Here is a 21,225-nt window from a genome sequence, read left to right on the forward strand (position 1 = left end):
CAAAAAATGACAGCCCAACTACAGAAAAAGGCTGTCAACACTCTTTACAAACTTGTCAATTTCTTTTTATCTTAAAAAACACACCCAAAAGAGCAAGAAATCCTACAGAAGCCATAAAATTAATGGCCATAACCGTCTCAACAGCAACGATTTTCACCATAAAACTCAAAAGACACAGTAAAAGGATACTTCCCAAACGCCCTACTGTCGATTTAAAAGAAACCAAAGACGAAATATTCTCAATCGACACCATTTTGTTAAAGTGATAATTTAAGATAAATTCAATGACATAAAAAACAAAAATGAAGATAAAATAAGCTGGCAAGAAAATGCCCAAGTGTCCTGAAAAGAAAGTTAAAGGCAGAAAAATAATCAATGGACTAAATTTAATAAGTCCAGCATGCTTCTTAATGCCTTCGATGTTGATAGAATACGAAAATAAGGTAATCACTTGAAAGGCAATGTAAGAAGCTGGGAAATAGCAGCTACTGATTCCCTTGCTTAAGAAAAAGGACTGCCACAACTGAAAATGCGTCTGAAAGAAAATCTGCGTTAAAAAGTCAAAAACAAGAATCACACTTAGATGCGGTTGCCTGCGCAGCTCTTTAAAACTCTCTTGAATCTGCTTTTTAAGAACCGCGACATGACTTTCTTGCAAACCAAAAGACTTCGTTGTCTCCTTAAAAAAGAAAAAGCTAACCAAGGTTGAAGCCACTAGAAAAGTCGTCCCAAGGACATAAATATTGATACCGATGAATTGATAAAGAATACCACCTAAACTACTCCCAATTAGAAGCCCAATGATTTCCAAACGGTTGCTAAGCGCCAAAAATCGCTGAAGGTCACTTTCACGGTGTGCTAATTTTAATTGGTTAATAATATAAGCATCAAGGGTTCCACTATCAAGAGCGGCAGCTATCCCATAACAAAACCAAGCACCAAAAATCATGTAAAAGTTATGGCTGAAAAGCACAATCAAAAACATGACAATCAAAAATACCTTAGATAAGCTATAAAGATTTTTCCGTGAGTAGTTATCCGCCAACAAACCACTTGGAAATTCAAATAAGACAATCGCAATACTATAAGCAGATTGAATGAGTAATATTTGCGATAAACTTAATCCCTTTGCCAATAAAATAACCGTTAAAATCGAATGTGGCATGGAGTAAGCTACTGTCACTAAAAAATTTGCTAGCAAATAAACAAAAGTATTTCTCCTAATGCTTGTCATCATCTCCACCTACCCTTGATTTAGTTTTCCTATTAAGATACAACCTTTTACAGGGAATGTCAACAAGAAATCCTTATTTTATCAAGTAATAGCACGATTTTTTAAAGGCAAGGTGTAAAGAAGCGTTGACGCCACTTGACACTGCTGTCAATTTTTTTAAAAAACATAAAAAGCACCTGAATGACGTTTTCAGATGCTTTATCATTATTTAAAATCACAGTCAACTTCATGGTCATTAACCAAGCCAGCTGCCTGAAGAAAAGAATAAACACAAACAGGACCTACAAATTTAAAGCCACGTTTTTTTAAATCCTTAGAAAGATTTTCAGATAAAGACGTGCTGGCAGGAAAGGTCGCATAATTCTCAACATCATTTACAATTGGCGTGTTATCAACCCAAGACCAAAGATAAGCGTCAAAAGAACCGAATGCCTCTTGAACCTTCATAAAAGCTTGTGCGTTACTTCTGGTCGCATAAATCTTACGACGATTTCGAACGATTGCTGGATTTTGAAGAAGAACCTCAAGTTCATCATCAGACATCTGCGCTACCTTTGCCACATCATAATCGTAGAAGGCTTGGTTAAATGCTGCGCGTTTATTAAGAATAGTCTCCCACGAAAGTCCAGCTTGATAAGTTTCAAGACACAAAAGTTCAAACAATGCTTGATCATCATGCAATGGTTTTCCCCACTCCGTATCGTGGTAAGCAACATATAAAGGATTACTTTCCTTTACCCAACTACAACGTTTCATGTGAAACATCTCCTAAAATTCCTTGATACTTAGCCTTTCATCAACATCTTAAGGCTTGATTTGATGTATTGTTCTGCCGTTTCATTTGTGCCTTCAAAGAACTTACGAATTTTCTTAAGCTCTGCTGCTTTGTAGCCAAGCGCCAAAAGAGCTTCCATGGCTTCTTCAAGCTGCTCGTTTGCTGCCGCTTTGGTCTGAGAAGCTTTGCCATTTTCCACAGAAACATCGACAAATTTTCCTGCCAAATCCAAAACCATTTGTTGGGCAGTTTTTTTCCCGATTTTCGGGAATTTCATCAAGTATTTAATGTCGCTTGTGTCGATGGCATTAACCAAACCTTCATTATCATCCACTGCGATAATAGCTAGCGCGGTTGTAGGACCAATCCCAGAAACTGAAATCAGATTAAGAAAAACAGCCTTTTCGTCTTCAGTATGAAAGCCAAACAAAAGTTGAGCATCTTCACGAATTACTTGATGAAGGTAGACTTGGATATCTTGATTCATCAAATCTGAAAAGCTGTAAGGATTGGCAACATTGACAATATAACCTAATCCCCCTGCTTCAATAACAATGTATTTCGCAGTAATTTTAGTTAATTTTCCTTTGATATAATCGTACATTTAGTATTTTCCTAACTCTCTTAAACTTGTGTGATTTTCTTGAATACGACGGAACATTTTTTCCATGTCTGACTTGGTGAAATTGACAAGCACTGGACGTCCGTGTGGGCAGTTATAAGGGTTCTTACATTGAGATAATTGAACAATGAGTTGTCGTGCTGAATAGTCATCAAGGGTATGGTTAGCCTTGATTGATCGTTTACATGACATCATAATCGCTAACTCAGCACGGTATTTCTTGACAGAAACTTCGTTGGTCAACAGTAACATATCACACATTTCATAAACAGCTGTCTCAATCTCCTCTTCCTTCATCCAAATAGGATGCTCGCGAAGGATAAAAGTGTTATTGCCGTATGGTTCTAAATTAATGCCAACTTGCTTTAGAAGCTCCATTTTTTCCTGAAGTTTAATGAAATCTGCCCCAGAAAACTCAAATAGATATGGCATTAGCAATTGTTGTAATGAATCATCAACTTCGCCAATTTTATCACGGTAATACTCATACTTAACACGTTCCTGCGCCGCATGCTGGTCGATGATATAAAGCCCACCATTGCCTTGCGCAAAAAGATAAGTACCATGCATTTGCCCAAAGTACTCTAACTCAGGGAAAGTCGAAGCTTCCTCCTTATCAAGACTTTCAATCATGCGATTGATTTTCGTTTTATTTTTAAAATCAAGATTATCATGCTCATCATACTCTTGATCTGCCGCTGCACGCTGTGCATACCTAACTGAAGATTGCTTGTCAACTGGCTTGACAATTTTGTCAACCTCATTAAACAACTGCACTGGCTCTTCTTCGACCGTATCTGATTTCACAAAGAAATCATGACGTTCCTTATCATAGTAAAGGTCGGTTTGTTTTAAAGGCAGACTCGTTTGCTGAGGTTTTGGAAGACCTCGTGTACTTGACTTAGCTAGATTTTCAAGAGCATCTGGAATCAAATCTTGCTCACGCAAACTCTCTGCAATAGCTGAGCTGATTAAGCTCATGAGCTCTTTTTCTTTTGAGATACGAACTTCTTGTTTAGTTGGGTGAACATTGACATCGGCAAGGTAAGGGTCGATTTGAATGTCAATGACAGCAATTGGGAAGCGACCAACCATCAATTTTGACCCATATCCATCCAAAATAGCACGGTTTAACAAGAAATTTTTGATGTAGCGACCATTGATTAAAATGGTAATGTAATTGCGATTTGCACGCGTCAATTCTGGTAAGCTAATATAACCTGAGACTTCAAAATCAAGGTCAGCATTTGAGATTTCAATCATTTTCTTAGCTGTATTTAGACCATAAATACCAGCGATGGCTTGACGCAAATCACCTGTACCAGAAGTCGTTGTCATTTGACGACCATCATTAATTAAAGTAAAGGCAATTTCTGGATGAGCTAGGCTCAAGCGATTAACCACATCCACAATATGTGCTAACTCTGATTGCAAGCTCTTCATGTATTTGAGGCGAGCAGGAGTGTTATAAAAAAGATTTTCAACGGTAATTTTTGTCCCGACAGGTGTTGAAATTGGTTCTTGTCGCTCAATCTCGCCCCCCTTTGCCACTAAAAGCGTTCCATAGTGTTCATCAGCAGTCGCTGTTTTCACTGTAAAGTGGCTAATTGAGGCAATGGAAGGAATGGCCTCACCGCGGAATCCCAAAGTTCTGATACGAAAAAGGTCAGCTTGGCTTTTAATCTTACTTGTAGCATGGCGATGCAAACTTAAAGCCACATCCTCTTGAGAAATTCCCTCACCATTATCAGTGACTTGAATCTTCTTAAGACCTGATTCTTCAATCTCGATGGTAATCTGACTACTTCCAGCATCAATCGAATTTTCAACCAATTCTTTAACCACACTGGCTGGTCGTTCAATCACTTCACCTGCAGCAATCTGGTTGGCCAAAACCTCTGGCAACTCAATAATTTTACTCATAATTTATCTGATAGAATGCAGTTTTGAAGCGGCATTCCTTTTCCTTTCATTCAGGATTGTTTACCTTTAATTATAACACAAAGTAAAAAGGCAATCTGCTTTTAGATTGCCCCTTAGTTTTATAACATGTTTTTTAATTCATAGATGACATTCATGGCTTGCATTGGTGTTAAATTCATCAAGTCAACTTTCTTGAGGGCTTCAATCACCTCTTGGTTACTTGAGTCATCTGTAAATAAGCTAAGCTGCTCTGCGACAGGTTCTGTTACTTCTGTCTTTTCCTGAACCTTATCCTCAGCCTCAGCTGTCAAATGAAGCTGCGCAGCACCTGATTCGAGATTCCTTAAAATACTATCTGCTCGTTGCAACAAATCTTCTGGCAAACCTGCAATTTTCGCAACATGAATACCATAAGATTTGTCAGCTGGTCCTTCTGCGATTTTATGAAGAAAAGTCACATCACCGTTACGTTCAAGCGTTGCAACATGGACATTGACAAGGTGTGTCAAGGTAGTTGACAGTGATGTCAACTCATGATAGTGAGTCGCAAACATAGTCTTAGCACCGATGTGATCGTGGATATACTCAATGATAGATTGTGCTAAAGCCATTCCATCATAAGTCGCTGTCCCGCGTCCCAATTCATCAAAGAGAATCAAAGATTTTCCACTGGCACGTTTGATGGCTTGGTTGGCTTCCATCATTTCCACCATAAAGGTTGATTGACCTGAAATCAAGTCATCTGCTGCACCAATACGTGTGAAAATCGCATCAAAAACGGGAAGACTGACACTCTCAGCAGCAACGTATGACCCCATCTGTGCCATGATAACCGTCAAAGCTAACTGACGCATATAAGTTGACTTACCACTCATATTTGGACCAGTAATCAGCTGAATATTGGTATTTCTGCCAAATGTGATGGTATTTGGGATATATTCTTGCGTACCCATGACTTTTTCAACAACCGCATGGCGACCTTTTTCAATCTTAATTTCATGGCTATCATTAAAGCTTGGACGGACATAATGGTTGTTTTCCGCAACCACTGCCAAACTTTGCAGAACATCGACTGTAGAAATAGCTTTTGCCAAATCTTGCAGACGTGAAATATAACGTTCCACTTGTGCGCGAACACGCATGAAAATATCATATTCAAGACTCGCTGATTGCTCACGCGCTTCTAGCATTTCACCTTCAATTTTAGCCAATTCTGCCGTACCAAAACGCTCTGAATTCTTCAAAGTTGCTTTACGGAAGAAGTAATCTGGCACCAAAGAAAGGTTAGAATTTGTTACATGGAAATAGTAACCATCTTTTTTATTGTAATCAATTTTCAGATTTGTAATGCCACTTGCCGCACGTTCTTTGGTTTCAATCTCAGCAATCCAGCTTGTCCCTTCGCGCATGACTTTACGGTATTTGTCCAAAGTCTCATCAAAACCAGTTTTGATAATACTTCCTTCTGTAATCACTGCCTGAGCGTCTGGGTCAATAGCAGAGCTAATCAATGACTCTAGCTCTGGTAAAGTGTCAATGCTGTTGACAAGCTTGTCAAGGTAAGGACTGTCAAAAGATTCCAAGATGGCTTTGATTGTTGGTACTTGTCCCAAAGTGTGACCAAGTTGAAGCAGATCTTTTGGATTGGCTTTTCCAAATGACACACGACTAGCTAAGCGTTCAATGTCATAAACACCTTTTAGACTGTCCGTCAAATCACTGCGTTCAAAGAAGTTGTCTAAGAAAACTTGGACAATATTTTGACGTTCCTCAATTTGTTCTTGATTAACCAATGGACGATCAATCCAGTTACGCAACAAACGCATCCCCATAGCCGTCTTAGTTTCATCAAGCAACCAGTAAAGACTACCATGCTTCTTGCTTGTGCGGGCATTTTCTAGCAAATCAAGACTTGATTTTGTCGTATAAGACATTTGAAGATAGTCTTTGATTTCATAGTGAACCAGCTTTTGCAAGTGACTGAGTTCACGTTTTTGTGTCGTATGAACGTATTGAAGTAATTTTTCAGCAGCAGAAATCTCTAACGCTGTTAAATTCGGGTCAATCAAATGCACATCTTCATAGCGCTCTTGCTCAAACGATAATAAAAGATTGAGTTGTTTAACCAAGCTGTGTTGCTCATCTTCAGAAAGGTCGTAACCAACCACGATTTCACGAGCCTTGAGGTTTAAAATCTCACTTTTTAGGCTTGTAAAGTCAGACAAACTTGTCGCGTAAAACTCACCCGTTGACACATCCATGTAAGCCAAACCAAAAGTATTGCCATCTGAGTCGATGGCTACCAAGAAATTATTGGCATTATCTGGTTTAGAAGAGTCAACTGCTGTCCCTGGTGTAATCACCTGAACAACTTCACGCTTAACCACACCAACTGCCTGCTTCGGATCTTCCATCTGCTCAGCAATGGCTACCTTATACCCCATCTCAACCAAGACATCAATGTATTGTTGGGCTGAATGATAAGGAACACCAGCCATCGGAATAGGATTGTCAGCATTTTTATTACGACTAGTTAAACTAATCTCTAAAATCTGTGCCGCCTTAACAGCATCCTCATAAAATAGTTCGTAAAAGTCTCCCATGCGGAAAAGTAAAAAAGCATCTGGATAGTCTTTTTTGACATCCAAATACTGTTGCATGCCTGGAGAAATTTTATCTTTTGCCATTACTTAACTCCTCGTTAATTTTCGTTTCCAAGCTATTTGTAATATATTGAACTAGGTCACTGGCATCCTGCATTTTTGCACGGTAATCTTTGACAATTGGAAGGTCTGATAGTTCTTCTTGCAACTGGTCAGCTTGCTCACCAGCTTTTTTCTCAGCGTGCGCTTTATCAATCTTGTGAAAAAGCACAGCTTCCTGCTGGTAAGCCTTCATGTCTTTGACCAATTCTTCTAGTTCTGGAAAGTCCTTTATCTTTTCTTCAGCCTTTTGAAATTCGATGACGCTATCATGCTTTTTTATGACTTCTAGCAATCGTTCTACGGCTTCTTCATAGTTGCTCATAAGCCTGTTGATAAGTCACTTTCAAAAGCTTTTGCTGTTTCTTCATCTTTACAAATGACCAACAAAGTATCAGCGCCAGCCACAGTTCCTAAAATTTCAGCGATATCGCTGCTGTCAATCAAGTTGGCTAAAACATCTGCTTCACCAAGATTAGTATGTAACACCAACATGAAACCTGCACGAGCCACCTTTAGGATATATGAACGGATATTCGCTCCAAAAGTTGTCTCTGAAGTTTCAGACAAGCTGTAATAGAGTTTTCCTGAAGCATCACGCAATTTCAACAGTCCAATTTCACGAAGGTCACGTGACAAGGTCGCTTGAGTGACGTTAATGCCTTCTTCCTGCAAATGTCGCTTGATTTCCTCTTGTGTGCCGATATGGCCTGATTGAATCAAACGTTTGATTCGATTTTGACGTTCTATTTTATTCATTTAACTTTCCCTTTGTGTATATTTATCCTTAAAATTATACCAAAAAATTGAAATTTTTTCACCTTTCCTTGAGCTATCTTCCTTATAAAGTCTTAATTTTTACTCCTTCAAACGTTTTCTTGTCACTTGCCTCGTTTATTTCTTATTTTTATGTTAAAATAATATGACTAACTAATTTAGGAGAAAATCATGGATACTAAACGTACAATTGCAGAACGCATTCACACTATTGTTCCAGAATTAGACCAAGAACAAATTGTTAATCTGCTTGAAGTGCCAAAAAATTCTGATATGGGGGACCTTGCCTTTCCAGCATTCTCATTGGCTCGAATCCTTCGTAAAGCACCACAAATGATTGCAGCAGATATTGCTGAAAAAATGGACACAGCTGGTTTTGAAAAAATCGAAGCTGTTGGACCATACATCAACTTCTTCCTTGACAAAAAAAGCATCTCTGCTGATGTCCTAGGGCAAGTTATCGCAAACGGAAGCGACTACGCTAGCCAAGATGAAGGACACGGTCGCAATGTTGCTATCGATATGTCTAGTCCAAACATCGCTAAACCATTCTCAATTGGACACCTTCGTTCAACTGTTATCGGTGATAGCTTGGCTAACATTTTTGAAAAAATCGGCTATAAAGCTGTTAAAATCAACCACCTCGGTGACTGGGGTAAACAATTCGGTATGTTGATTGTTGCCTACAAAAAATGGGGTGACGAAGAAGCTGTTAAAGCTCATCCAATCGACGAACTCTTGAAACTTTACGTTCGTATCAACGCTGAAGCTGCAACACAACCTGAACTTGATGAAGAAGCTCGCGAATGGTTCCGTAAATTGGAAGCAGGCGACGAAGAAGCTATCTCACTATGGCAATGGTTCCGTGACGAAAGTCTTGTTGAATTTAACCGCCTTTACAATGAACTAGGTGTTTCATTTGACAGCTTTAACGGTGAAGCTTTCTACAACGATAAAATGGATGAAGTTGTCGATATCTTGACTGAAAAAGGGCTTCTTGAAGAATCTCAAGGTGCTCAAGTTGTTAACCTTGAAAAATACGGTATCGAACACCCTGCATTGATTAAAAAATCTGACGGTGCAACACTTTACATCACACGTGACTTGGCTGCTGCCCTTTACCGTAAACGTACTTACGACTTTGCCAAAGCTATCTACGTTGTTGGTAACGAACAATCAGCTCACTTCAAACAATTGAAAGCCGTTCTTAACGAAATGGACTTCGAATGGAATGAAGATATCACTCACGTACCATTTGGTCTTGTTACTAAAGAAGGTAAAAAACTTTCAACTCGTAAAGGTAACGTTATCCTTCTTGAACCAACAATTGCTGAAGCTGTTAAACGCGCTGAAGATCAAATCAACGCTAAAAACCCTAACCTTGCTGATAAAGAAGCTGTTGCTCATGCTGTCGGTGTCGGCGCTATCAAATTCTACGATTTGAAAACAGATCGCTTGAACGGTTACGACTTCGACCTTGACGCTATGGTATCATTTGAAGGTGAAACTGGACCTTACGTGCAATACGCTCACGCTCGTATCCAATCAATCCTTCGTAAAGCTGAGTTTACACCATCTGTAAACGACGTTTACAGCCTTGATGATGCTGAAAGCTGGGAAATTGTGAAACTTATCCAAGACTTCCCACGCATTATCAAACGTGCAGCTGATAACTTTGAACCATCAATCATTGCGAAATTCGCTATCAGCCTTGCACAAAGCTTCAACAAATACTACGCACACACACGTATCCTTGATGAAAGCCCAGAACGTGATAGCCGTCTAGCACTAAGCTACGCAACTGCTACAGTTCTTAAAGAAGCCCTTCGTCTCCTTGGCGTTGAAGCTCCTAACGAAATGTAATCATTTCTAACAATATATAAAAGAGAGTTGGAATCTGTCCACTCTCTTTTTTCTTGACCTTTTTGAGCTAAAATAATAAACTATTGCCATAATCATAAAGGAGATTTTTATTATGACAAGGGAAAATCATCTCATGGAATTGCTCAGTAAAGCTTATGCTAGCTTACCTGATAGCGAACCTTTAAAAGCTGACATCTTTGCACTTGCTAAAGATTTGGAAAAAAACGAACACGATCAACTAGCACGTACCAAACTGGCTCATGCCATTTCTATGTATTTGCTAACGCATAAACTAAAAACATCACCTGAAATCACAACACTTTACAAAGAAATTGCTGACAGCCCTGAAAAATATAAAGGTCATGCCGCTACTGCTATTATGCTAGGCAGCCTCTTTCATCCATAGTCAAAAAGACCGTTTTAACGGTCTTTTTTTATGCTTTCTTCTGGTCATTTAACCAATCAAAGATATTGTGATAAGTTTTCCCTGAGACTTTAGCTGTGCTTGTGCCGCCTTTTCCTTTATTACTTGGAGAAAAGCCTGATAAGTCTTTCGCACTTTTGATAGCAGAGACATCCTGCACCCCTGACACTTGGTCTTTAAAGAAATAAATCCAAGATAAATGCCCAAGGTAAGAGACACCTTTCATGTCTGTTCCCTCGACACTTTCAAAGTAAGAAAACCACTTGTTCTCAGCTCCGCTATCAAGCAAAGTCTTGTAAATAGGCAATGAATAATCCTTTGGATTGACAATCGTGTCATTGGCTGCGTGGATAAACCACATCGGTATCTCTTTTAGCGCTAGCATTTTTTCCTCATCAAAATAAAAGTCATCTTTACGAATAAGGCTATTAGAAAAAGGTGAAATGGCGTATGAACCGTCAGCATTTCGCTCATATTGATAATAAGAATAGGCTGCCGCTTGAGGAACTAGAGCCGCAAAATAACCAGGATTTGAAATAGCAAGATTAATCGTCATGTAGCCACCATTTGAACAACCTGCTAGGTAAATGCGATTGGTATCTACAGCAGACGTGCTCACAACATAATTTTTGATGGTATCCATCAGAATCTCTGTGTAACGCGAATCGCCAGCGCCAGCACCATTGGTTCCATCGCCTTCATCCATCCAGTAAGTTGGCGATTGAACCGCTAAAACATAAAGTCCTTTTTGACCATTTGTTGAAAAATGCGATTGAATCTCAGGTCTTGCAAGAGCTACTACTTCATTTCCAAGAAGGGTAATGTCCGTGTCTACCCCACCTTCACCTTGACCATGCAGCCAGATTAACAAAGGAAAACTTTCTCCTGATTTTAATTTAGGCTCGTAAGCCACATAATGAAGGGTGAGTTTTTCTGTTTGCTTCGTTAATGGATTGAGATAAGTTCCAGAATAAAAGCCACGCTTATTAAAGACATCAGTATCAGGTGATAGACGGTTATGGATAATATCATAGTTTCCAGATAGTTCAGCCACTTCACCGTCACAAATTACCTCTAATCCATTTATAGTAACTGGATAATCTTCCACCCAAGTATTGTGCAAGGTTTCTAGATTGTAATAAAATGGACAAGCTATAGCTGCATTTTTCTGACTATCAAAAATCACAGGCATTTGGATAACTAGATACTCACTGGCACTGCTGACTTCTTGTCCCTTGTCATCTGACAAGTACACTCGACTAATCTGACGTTCTTTACCTGCAGTCCTGACTAGGAGCTTATCAGCGACAACTCCTGACACTTTATGCGTCAACTGTACCAAAAGTTTTGGGACACCTGGTCCACATTCATAACCTTTAATAATCATGGACACTTTGGCAATTGTAACATCAATTCTTTTAGCCATCTCAAATCACTCCTATACATTGTAATCGTTTTCCTTTAGTTTATGAATTTTCCGCACTTATGTCAATCAAAAAAAGACGGGTGAAACCACCTCGTCTTTTTGACTATTTATCGTAGTTCTTTCGTCTGATTTTAAAGTCAGAGGAAACAACTTCGTCAACATCTATAATGGAAATAAAAGCATCTGGGTCCAGATCAGCCATGATAGCTTTGACATCACGAACTTCACCTGGATTCAAAACAACGTACAAGATATTTTTTTCATTCCCTGAGTAAGCCCCTTGTCCATTTAGGTAAGTGACCCCACGGTTAATACCATTTAAAATAGCATCCGCAGCTTCTTGCGATTTTTGGGTAATGATAATCATACCGCGTACTGTATAACCACCATTTTGCACAATTGTTAGCACTTGGCTGTACACAAAACTTGCTACCAAAGTGTAAAGCATGTGTTGTAAATCAATGTAAACAAGTGACGCTGTCAATACAAGAGCATCCACAAATAGAAGCGTTTGACCTAATTTAAAGCCAAATTTTTCCTCAATCACGCGTCCAATGATATCTGTACCACCTGTCGTTGCACCGTATCGGAAAACCAATCCACTACCTGCACCAGCAAATAAACCAGCAACAACAGCAACCAACATCATGTCATTTTGCAGCACAATTTTCACTGGTACTTGTTGCCAAAACCAGATAAAGAAGGAAAGTAAAACTGTCCCATAAATGGTCAAGGCTAATGATTTTCGCCCCAAAACTCTAGCTCCCATGATAAACAAAGGAACATTTAAAATGAGAGAAGTATAAGCTGGGTCAATTTTATAAAGTGCATGGATAATCAAGGTTACCCCTGCAACGCCACCTTCAGCAAGAGCGTTTGCCATATTAAATTTAACAAAACCAAAGGTATACATTGCTACACCAAGAGCAATCAACAATAGGCTTCGTACTTGTCTAAGTTTTTGAGCCATATTACACTCCTCCTAAAACTGATTATTGGAAATTAATCAAAAGGTTAGTCATCGACAAAACGTCCAATAATATGAACATTTTCAGCAACCGAAACAAAGGCCTTAGGATCTGTTTTCCTCATCAAATATCTAAAATCATTGTACTCTTCTCGAGTAATAATAGCTAGCAGAACTGCTTTCTTTTCATGATTGTAAGTTCCCTCAGCATTATTTATCTGTGTCACCCCACGATGAAGTTTAGTGTGAATCATAGCGATAACTTTTTCTGGGCAGCTGGTTACAATCATTGCCTGCATTTTCTTTTGTTTTGTGAAAATCGCATTCGTCACACGACTTGAGACGAAAATAGTCACCATTGAGTAAAGGGCATACTGCCAACCAAATAGAATGCCCGCAAAAATCATGATGACGCCATTTACCATAAGGGAAATGCTTCCGACATCACGTCCTGTTTTTTTACGAATGGTCAAGCTGACGATGTCAGTACCACCACTGGAAATACGTGATTTCAAACTAAATCCAACACCAGTACCCATAACCAAACCACCAAAAATAGCATTGACAAGTGGATCAGTTGTTAGGGTAATCTCTGGAACAATTTGGATGAAGAATGAACTCATGGAAACTGTAATCAGGGTAAAAACGGTAAATTTATGACCAATTTTATACCAAGCCAAGATTAAAAGTGGCAAGTTAATGGCATAAAAAACGATAGAAATCGGTAATCTAAAGCCAATCAAACGCTCGCTAATCGCTGACAAAACCTGTGCCAAACCAGTTGCACCACTTGAGTAGACGTGACCTGGTTGGAAGAAGAAGTTTACCGCGATGGCTGAAAGCAAACCATAAAAAAGAGAAGCGGAAATTTTTTCCGCGTACTTCTCTCTTGAAATGCTTTGCATCGTTTTTAAAAGGCCATATTTCTTAGCCCAACGGCTAACGATATACTTTGTTTTCTTTTTTAAGGATGCTTTTTTAATCATTAGTTATTAGTTTTAGTTGCTAAAGCCAATTCTTCTAATTGTTTGTCTGAAACAAGGCTAGGTGCTTGTGTCATTGGGTCAGTTGCTTTGTTATTTTTAGGGAAGGCAATAACTTCACGAATGTTGTCTTCACCAGCAAGAAGCATAACAAAACGGTCAAGACCAATAGCAAGTCCACCGTGTGGTGGGAATCCGTAGTTCATAGCTTCTAGCAAGAAACCAAATTGGTCAGCTGCTTCTTCAGCTGTAAAGCCAAGAGCTTTGAACATACGTTCTTGCAATTCACGTTGGTTGATACGTAGGCTACCACCACCGAGTTCATAACCATTAAGAACGATATCGTACGCAACGGCACGAACTTTAGCAAGGTCACCTTCTAATTCGTGAGCTGATTCTTCAGTTGGCAATGTGAATGGGTGGTGAGCAGACATGTAACGTCCTTCTTCTTCAGACCATTCAAACATTGGCCAATCAACAACCCAAAGGAAGTTGAATTTAGAGTTGTCAACCATATCAAGTTCTTTAGCGATACGTGTACGAAGTGCACCAAGTGTGTTGTTAGCAACTTCAAGTGTATCAGCAACGAAAAGTACCAAATCATTGTCTTCAAGTTGTAAACTTGCTGTCAACTTGTCTTCAATACTTGTCAAGAATTTGGCAACAGGTCCGTTAAGAGAACCATCAGTAAATTTAACCCAAGCAAGACCTTTAGCACCAAATTGTTTTGCGAATTCTGTTAATTTATCAATGCTTTTACGTGAGTATTTATCTGCATTGCCTTTAACAACGATTGCTTTTACGACTGGAGCTTGTGAGAAGACTTTGAAGTCAACATCCTTGACAAGGTCTGTCAAGTCTTGTAAAAGCATTTCAAAACGTGTATCAGGTTTATCTGAACCGTAGTTGTTCATTGCATCGTCATAAGACATACGTGGGAATGGCAATGTGACATCGATTCCTTTAGTGTCTTTCATGACTTTAGCAATCATTCCTTCAGTGATATCTTGGATATCTTTGTCTGATAAGAATGAAGTTTCCATATCGACCTGTGTAAATTCAGGTTGACGGTCACCACGCAAGTCTTCGTCACGGAAACATTTAACGATTTGATAGTAGCGGTCAAAACCAGCGTTCATCAACAATTGTTTTGTGATTTGCGGACTTTGTGGCAAAGCGTAGAAATGACCTTGGTTCACACGGCTTGGTACCAAGTAGTCACGCGCACCTTCTGGAGTAGATTTTGTCAACATTGGTGTTTCAACATCGATAAACTCTAAACCATCCAAGTAGTTACGGATTGAGTGAGTTACTTTAGCACGCAATTTGAAGTTGTTAAGCATTTTTGGACGACGAAGATCCAAGTAACGGTAACGAAGACGGTTATCATCGCTAACTTCCACATCATCTTTGATTTCAAATGGTGTTGTTTTAGCGGTGTTCAAAACTGTCAATGCTGATACTTTCAATTCAACAGCACCAGTTGGCAAGTTAGTATTTTCTTGTTCACGTTGTGCAACGACACCAGTTACTTCGATAACAAATTCGTTACGAAGGCTTTCTGCAGTTGCCATAACATCACTTGAAACTTTCTCTGGGTTGATGACTAATTGCATGATACCTTCGCGGTCACGAAGATCGATGAAAATAAGTCCACCGAGGTCACGACGACGTCCGACCCAACCTTTTAGAGTAATTTCTTGGCCAATGTGTTCGCTGCGAACACGACCAGCATACATTGTACGTTTCATTTGATATGATTCTCCGTTTTAAATTTATTCATTCCCATCTATTATAGCAAAAAGCAAAGAAAAACCCCACCCATGTGGGGGGAGTTTTTCAAATTCTTTTCTCATTAAGCCTTTTCATTAACAAAGAGCTCATAACTTTTTGCAAAGTTTGCTTTCTTAGCTTAATTTAGCAAGGATTTCTGCAAAGTTTGTTTCGATATCCGCGAAGCTGACTGAAACTTCTTCACGTGTTTTATTATTTTTAACAGTGACTTGACCTGCTTCGATTTCGCTTTCACCTAATGTAATGACTGTTTTGGCATTGAAAGCGTCAGCTGATTTGAATTGTGCTTTAATCTTGCGTCCAAGGTAATCACGTTCAGCTGAGAAGCCTTGGTTACGAATAGCTTGTACCAATTCCAAAGCTTTAATGTTAGCACCTTGTCCCAAGACAGCAATATAGGCATCCATTTCTTTTTCAACTGGTAATTCAATACCTTGTTTGTCCAAGATAAGAAGCAAACGTTCAAGACCAAGTCCAAAACCAAATCCAGGTGTTTCTGGTCCGTCAAAGTATTCAACAAGGCTATCGTAGCGACCACCTGCACAGATTGTCAACTCAGATTTATCAACAGTTGTGATGAATTCAAAGATAGTGTGGTTGTAGTAGTCAAGTCCACGAACCATATTAGTATCAATTACATATGGGATGTTAAGTGTTTCAAGCATTTCACGCACGGCATCAAAGTGAGCTTGACTTTCTTCATCAAGGTAATCAAGGATTGATGGCGCATTTTCAACAGCTACTTTATCTTCTTTTTCTTTTGAGTCAAGAACACGAAGTGGGTTTTCATCCAAACGACGTTGGCTATCTGCTGACAATTTGTCACGCATTGGTGTTAAATAATCAATCAAAGCTTGACGGTAAGCAGCACGGCTAGCAGCACTTCCTAGAGTGTTCAAGTGAAGTGTGACATCTTTAATGCCCAATGTTTGGAACAATTGGTAAGCCATAGCGATTGTTTCAACGTCTGTAGCTGGATTTGCTGAACCAAAGCACTCAACACCGACTTGGTGGAATTCACGTAAACGACCAGCTTGTGGACGTTCGTAACGGAACATTGAGCCAATGTAGTACATTTTAACTGGTTTTTGAACTTCTGGTGCAAATAATTTATTTTCCACAAAAGAACGAACCACTGGCGCTGTTCCTTCTGGACGCAAAGTGATATGGCGGTCACCTTTATCATGGAAGTCGTACATTTCTTTTGTTACGATATCAGTTGTATCACCGACTGAACGACTGATAACTTCGTAATGTTCGAACATTGGTGTACGAATTTCACTGTAGTTGTATTTTTTGAAGGTTTCACGTGCAACAGCTTCGACATATTGCCATTTAGCGCTTTCGCTAGGTAAAATATCTTGTGTTCCTTTAGGTTTTTGTAATTTCATAAATAAGATATACCGGCACCAAATTTTTGCAAATTCAGCCCATTAATTCCTTTCTACTATTGTAGCTATTCAATCACTCTTTATTTTATCATAAAAAGGGCAGCTAAAGAAGAAGGGACTATTTATTTTTCGTATTTTATTAAAGCCCAACTTGCCTGAAAACGTTAAATTGCCAACTTTTTCAATTTTTTTGTCAAGTAACTTTACTTTACAAAAAAGATATGTTATTATGTTAAAGTTGATTCAAAATCAAGAACAAAGAAAAATATTATCGGAGGAAATAAAACATGGCAGTACCTGCACGTCACACTTCAAAAGCGAAGAAAAACAAACGTCGTACACACTACAAATTGACTGCTCCATCAGTTAAATTTGACGAAACTACTGGAGATTACTCACGTTCTCACCGTGTATCACTTAAAGGATACTACAAAGGACGTAAAATCGCTAAAGCAGCTAAATAATTAGAAGGGAGATACCATGCGCGTAAATATTACACTTGAACACAAAGAATCTGGTGAACGCTTGTACCTTACTTCAAAAAACAAACGTAACACTCCAGACCGTCTTCAATTGAAAAAATACTCACCAAAATTGCGTAAACACGTAATCTTTACTGAAGTAAAATAATTGAATACAAAAACCACTTTAGCTTATTTGCTAAAGTGGTTTTTTATTGTCTTTCAAAAGATGATATAATATTACCTAAAATACTTAAAGGGATGTGGAGATATGTTTGCACTTATTATGACATTGGATGATAACCTACAAGCGACTATTAAAGAATTTTGGAAAGAGCTAAGTGATGCCCAATTATCTCAATATGCTTACGAAGTAACAGATAGAGAGCCACATATTACCTTAGCATCATTTGACGAAGGCACCACCAAAGACGATATCATAAAAGGACTAGAAACTTTAACATTTCCTGATAAGCCAATTGATATTTCGTTTACATCTATTGGTTCTTTTATTAATGCCAATATCATTTTTCTTAGCCCTATAAAAACTCCGCAGATGAGTAAACTTCATTTTGATATCCATCAGCAATTAAGTGATTATCTCAGCAAGGACTCACTTTACTCACCCAATAACTGGGTTCCACATCTTACAATTGCTAACCGAATTGCTGAAGATAAGATGGCTAAGACTTATCATTATTGTCTGAAGCACTTATCACTTTCTGAAGGAAAGATAATGGGAATAAAACTGATTTCTATTACACCTGACAATCAAGTTCAAGATATTTTTCAAAAAACATTCTCATAAAAACAATCTCCCCCAAGTAAGAGCTTGAGGGAGATAATTTTTTATTGTCTATCTAAACTAATTAGTGCTATAATGAGGAAAAAGGTTATTTGGGGAGGTTTTATGAAAACTAGTCAAGATAAAAGGGGACCTGTTCTCATTTTTTTAGTGTTGTCTATTTTTTTCTTTATAGTTGCTGCAGTATTTGGTAAATCATTATCGCCTTTTGGTCTAAAAATCATCTTATGCTGCTTCTGTCTTACCCTTCTTGGACTTCTTGTCTCTGCCTATCGGTATGAATGCCAGCAATTTGCGAAAAGAGATGACCTAACGCGCTTAAGAACACTTGGTGTCTCTATTAACCCTCATAGCCTTGCTGGTAAAGTGATTTATGTGCTATCTATCACTTTAATCATTGCAATTTTATTAATTATCCTCTTGTTATTATAATTTCTGTCAAATCAAAAGTCTACCTAGCCAATAAACAACAATTCCAATTCACTGAAAGCCGACATAAACTTGAAAAATTCCGTTTTGTCGATTTTGCCACACGAACTAACGAAAAAAACTAGTCAGCCAAAAGGCTAACTAGTTTTTATTGTCGACATTTCCGATAAAACATCACGCTTAGTAACATCACGATAAAGATACATACTGCAATTACTGGAGCAACTAGTAATGTTTCTACTTGGCTAGCTTCCGAAACGACTCTCACGTCATTTTTTAGTGTTGCTACACGATGTCCCCGCACCAAAAGACGGTGAGTGTTGACGCCGTAAGGCGTACAGGTAATTAGAGTGACATAATCCTGATTTGGGTCAATCCGTAAAGCTGATACTTCCTGCGGAAGCACCGTCAATATTTGATCTACTTGATAAGTCAACGTTTCATCTAAAACCTGAATTAAGAATATATCTCCTTCTACCAAATGATCAATATCTGTAAATAATCTTGCTGATGGCAAGCCTCTATGACCAGAAACCACCGCATGACTACCTTTTCCTCCTATAGGAAAAGATGTTCTCGGAATATGACCAATAGCTACTTGCAAAACAGTCTCGTCTGTCCCGTGATAAATAGGAAGTGTGGTATTTAACTTTGGTATCTCAATATAAGCCATAATCCCTGATTTTGATACCTTGAAAGTTTCATTGTAAAGAGTTTTGTCGTACCCACTTACCTGTAAACTCGGTGTCACGTTTTGAGGAAGTTTTTCATTATAGACACGCGCCTCTTCTCGCAAACTATCCTTTTTACTCTCTTCCATATCCTCAACATCTTGCAAATAAGAAGCTACTGCTTTTGACTGATGAAATGAATTCCAATAATCACTAACTGTCGGATACAAAACCAAGGACAAACCAACTAGTAGCAAACTAATCAATATAGCTGTAGCAAAATTCTCTTTGAATTTTCTAAATCGCATTACATTTTTCTTTCTAAAAATAGGAAAGGGAGTGACTGTAACCAATCACTCCCACTATCAAGTTGACAAGGTTGTAAACAAGAACTTTACAAAAATAGTCCTTGGTGTAAAGTGTTAACGCTGATAAATAACCTTGCTTTATTGACTTCCTACGATAAAACTAGAGCCTATTATTACTTAGTATCCATACGTTTTTTGGTTACTAACAGGATACCAGCAACCAAAATAAGTGCCGAACCTAGCACGTAAAGGAGTGCTGTTCCTTTACCACCAGTTGATGGTAGACGTGCTCCTTTTTGGTTGATAATATCAGTTGACAAACTACCTTCAGTAACTGCTGCCGTAAAAGCAAGCTCACCACTGGCTGCATCTCCTGAAAGAGAGGTCAAAGCAGGATTGTCTGATAAGGCATCATGCTCTGCGGTTACTGTGAATTCAACATCATCAATTTTATTGTAACCATCTGGAGTGGTTGTTTCTGAAAGTTTGTAAACACCATCGTCAAGCCCTGAGAAGGTAAATGTTGTTGCTTCGCTAGCTGAGATTGTCTTAACTTCCTTCCAAGCATCAGCAACTTTTTTGAAAAGGGTAAATCCAGCACCTGCCAAAGGTTTACTGTTTTCGTCAACTTTGTTGACAACAACTTTATAAGTAAAGACAATCACGGTATCTTCTGGTGTTTCTGTCGTACTACCAGCAGTTCCTCGACTATTAGGGTTGTTTGAGTAAATCAATTTAGCTGTATTTGGGTTGCCAACTTTACCAATAACAGCACTTTTATTAAGTGTGGCAGTGTATTCAACCACAATTTTAGATGAAGCCGTAACACCTGAAATAGTTTTTAGATTAGCTATTTTAAAATGCAATCCATCAGCAGTTTCAATGGTAAAGTTCTTTGTAACATCGTCTTTTTGATTACCATTTACAAGATAAATTTTAGCATCTTTATTGTAAGTTAAGCCATCTGAAAGAGAGTCTGTAATTTCAAAATAATAAGTTTCATAGCTATCGAAATTACTTGGCAAAGTAGCGGTCAATTGGAAAGGCACGCTATCGTCAAAATCGTAATCAGCCGAATCCTGCCAATCTGTCTCCTCACCTTTACTATCATTTGTATCTTTGACCTTTTTCTCTAGTGTAGGAATATCAGTCTTTGGTGTTACAGTAACATTTCCAACAACTTCTAAGATATAGTTAGTATAGGCTTCATTACTACCAACTGTTTTATTTTGCACAAGATAATAACCAGCAGTAAGTCCTGTTAAACCGCCGGGATTTTGAAGGTATTTACCAGCCTCTTTCGCAAATTCTTCTGCCTGCGTTGCTGTGAAGCCTTCTGCTCCAATCACCTCAGCAAGAGCTGCGGCAGAACTCACTTTGTATTTTTCTTGTAAAGCAGTTCGACCTGTTTCTGTAATGCCATCTCCCCATTTAATGTTTGAAAGAGTTTTTCCATCTTCTGATAACGTTCCTGTAAAGATACGGTACGATTCATAAGTGCCATTACCACCGTTATCAACAGTGATGTCATAAGCCTTTGCTTTGCCAGCTGAAAAGGCAAAAACAAGAGCTAGCAAGGCTGCCAAAAATAATTTAATCTTTTTCATCATAAGTCCTTTCCTTTAAATCAATATAAATATTTAAATATTTACTTCAAGGCAGTTACTCGT

At 38.5% G+C, this 21,225-nt stretch carries 20 protein-coding genes and 1 pseudogene; 7 read left to right on the plus strand and 14 right to left on the minus strand.

What is annotated here, in order from left to right; all coding sequences use genetic code 11:
• Positions 1-55: 55 nt before the first annotated feature.
• The 7 genes from BLR83_RS07140 to argR form a co-directional block, all read right to left on the minus strand.
• Positions 56-1,237 (minus strand): MFS transporter, encoded by a 1,182-nt coding sequence (locus BLR83_RS07140; RefSeq protein WP_268844489.1) that lies wholly within the window; start codon positions 1,235-1,237, stop codon positions 56-58.
• Between the two features lie 201 nt (positions 1,238-1,438).
• Positions 1,439-1,990 (minus strand): DNA-3-methyladenine glycosylase I, encoded by a 552-nt coding sequence (locus BLR83_RS07145; RefSeq protein ID WP_074561015.1) that lies wholly within the window; start codon positions 1,988-1,990, stop codon positions 1,439-1,441.
• 29 nt (positions 1,991-2,019) lie between these two features.
• A complete protein-coding gene (ruvA, locus tag BLR83_RS07150) occupies positions 2,020-2,613 on the minus strand; it encodes a Holliday junction branch migration protein RuvA (RefSeq protein WP_074561016.1) in 594 nt (197 codons plus the stop codon).
• Positions 2,614-4,554: a DNA mismatch repair endonuclease MutL gene (gene mutL / locus BLR83_RS07155; protein ID WP_074561017.1), complete on the minus strand. Its 1,941-nt coding sequence runs from the start codon at positions 4,552-4,554 to the stop codon at positions 2,614-2,616.
• 119 nt (positions 4,555-4,673) lie between these two features.
• The gene (gene mutS, locus BLR83_RS07160; RefSeq protein ID WP_074561018.1) at positions 4,674-7,241 is read right to left on the minus strand and encodes a DNA mismatch repair protein MutS; all 2,568 of its coding nucleotides are present in this window, start codon (positions 7,239-7,241) and stop codon (positions 4,674-4,676) included.
• Positions 7,228-7,581, minus strand: coding sequence for a YlbF family regulator (locus BLR83_RS07165; RefSeq protein WP_039696136.1), 354 nt, complete (start codon positions 7,579-7,581; stop codon positions 7,228-7,230). The genes mutS and BLR83_RS07165 overlap by 14 nt, the downstream gene beginning before the upstream one ends.
• Positions 7,578-8,015 (minus strand): arginine repressor, encoded by a 438-nt coding sequence (argR, locus tag BLR83_RS07170; RefSeq protein WP_006531423.1) that lies wholly within the window; start codon positions 8,013-8,015, stop codon positions 7,578-7,580. Before argR ends, BLR83_RS07165 begins: the two co-directional genes overlap by 4 nt.
• A 189-nt stretch (positions 8,016-8,204) precedes the next feature.
• Here argR and argS point away from each other — a divergent pair, with 189 nt between their 5' ends.
• Entirely contained in the window at positions 8,205-9,896 is a 1,692-nt protein-coding gene (gene argS / locus BLR83_RS07175; RefSeq protein ID WP_074561019.1) for an arginine--tRNA ligase, read from the plus strand.
• Positions 9,897-10,008: 112 nt separating this feature from the next.
• The gene (locus tag BLR83_RS07180) at positions 10,009-10,302 is read left to right on the plus strand and encodes a bacteriocin immunity protein (RefSeq protein ID WP_074561020.1); all 294 of its coding nucleotides are present in this window, start codon (positions 10,009-10,011) and stop codon (positions 10,300-10,302) included.
• Positions 10,303-10,330: 28 nt separating this feature from the next.
• Here the strand turns inward: BLR83_RS07180 and BLR83_RS07185 are convergent, their stop codons facing one another.
• The 5 genes from BLR83_RS07185 to hisS form a co-directional block, all read right to left on the minus strand.
• On the minus strand, positions 10,331-11,746 hold the full coding sequence (locus BLR83_RS07185; RefSeq protein WP_074561021.1) for a prolyl oligopeptidase family serine peptidase: 1,416 nt from the start codon (positions 11,744-11,746) through the stop codon (positions 10,331-10,333).
• Positions 11,747-11,849: 103 nt separating this feature from the next.
• Positions 11,850-12,716, minus strand: a complete 867-nt coding sequence (locus BLR83_RS07190) for a YitT family protein (RefSeq protein WP_074482318.1) — start codon at positions 12,714-12,716, stop codon at positions 11,850-11,852.
• A gap of 44 nt (positions 12,717-12,760) precedes the next feature.
• Positions 12,761-13,699 carry a YitT family protein gene (locus BLR83_RS07195; RefSeq protein WP_039696131.1) on the minus strand — a complete coding sequence of 313 codons (939 nt, stop codon included), beginning with the start codon at positions 13,697-13,699 and terminating at the stop codon, positions 12,761-12,763.
• Positions 13,699-15,447: an aspartate--tRNA ligase gene (gene aspS / locus BLR83_RS07200; protein WP_039696130.1), complete on the minus strand. Its 1,749-nt coding sequence runs from the start codon at positions 15,445-15,447 to the stop codon at positions 13,699-13,701. The genes BLR83_RS07195 and aspS overlap by 1 nt, the downstream gene beginning before the upstream one ends.
• A 156-nt stretch (positions 15,448-15,603) precedes the next feature.
• Entirely contained in the window at positions 15,604-16,881 is a 1,278-nt protein-coding gene (gene hisS / locus BLR83_RS07205; protein ID WP_039696129.1) for a histidine--tRNA ligase, read from the minus strand.
• A 287-nt stretch (positions 16,882-17,168) separates the two neighbouring features.
• Between hisS and rpmF the strand changes: the two genes are divergently transcribed.
• The 5 genes and pseudogenes from rpmF to BLR83_RS09840 all read left to right on the plus strand — a co-directional run.
• The gene (rpmF, locus tag BLR83_RS07210; protein ID WP_003066947.1) at positions 17,169-17,345 is read left to right on the plus strand and encodes a 50S ribosomal protein L32; all 177 of its coding nucleotides are present in this window, start codon (positions 17,169-17,171) and stop codon (positions 17,343-17,345) included.
• A gap of 16 nt (positions 17,346-17,361) precedes the next feature.
• Positions 17,362-17,511 carry a 50S ribosomal protein L33 gene (gene rpmG, locus BLR83_RS07215; RefSeq protein WP_002262412.1) on the plus strand — a complete coding sequence of 50 codons (150 nt, stop codon included), beginning with the start codon at positions 17,362-17,364 and terminating at the stop codon, positions 17,509-17,511.
• A gap of 102 nt (positions 17,512-17,613) precedes the next feature.
• Positions 17,614-18,150, plus strand: coding sequence for a 2'-5' RNA ligase family protein (locus tag BLR83_RS07220; protein ID WP_074561022.1), 537 nt, complete (start codon positions 17,614-17,616; stop codon positions 18,148-18,150).
• Between the two features lie 102 nt (positions 18,151-18,252).
• Positions 18,253-18,579, plus strand: a complete 327-nt coding sequence (locus BLR83_RS07225) for a hypothetical protein (RefSeq protein WP_074561023.1) — start codon at positions 18,253-18,255, stop codon at positions 18,577-18,579.
• Positions 18,576-18,701, plus strand: a pseudogene (locus BLR83_RS09840) (trehalose operon repressor); the annotation flags it as partial. The gene BLR83_RS07225 and the pseudogene BLR83_RS09840, both read left to right, overlap by 4 nt.
• A gap of 23 nt (positions 18,702-18,724) precedes the next feature.
• On the opposite strand, the gene BLR83_RS07230 reads toward BLR83_RS09840, so the two are convergent.
• Entirely contained in the window at positions 18,725-19,555 is an 831-nt protein-coding gene (locus tag BLR83_RS07230; RefSeq protein ID WP_074561024.1) for a class C sortase, read from the minus strand.
• A 173-nt stretch (positions 19,556-19,728) separates the two neighbouring features.
• Positions 19,729-21,162 (minus strand): isopeptide-forming domain-containing fimbrial protein, encoded by a 1,434-nt coding sequence (locus tag BLR83_RS07235; protein WP_074561118.1) that lies wholly within the window; start codon positions 21,160-21,162, stop codon positions 19,729-19,731.
• Between the last annotated feature and the right edge of the window lie 63 nt (positions 21,163-21,225).

It is taken from the genome of Streptococcus equinus (genome assembly GCF_900101445.1).
Classification (GTDB): domain Bacteria; phylum Bacillota; class Bacilli; order Lactobacillales; family Streptococcaceae; genus Streptococcus; species Streptococcus equinus_B.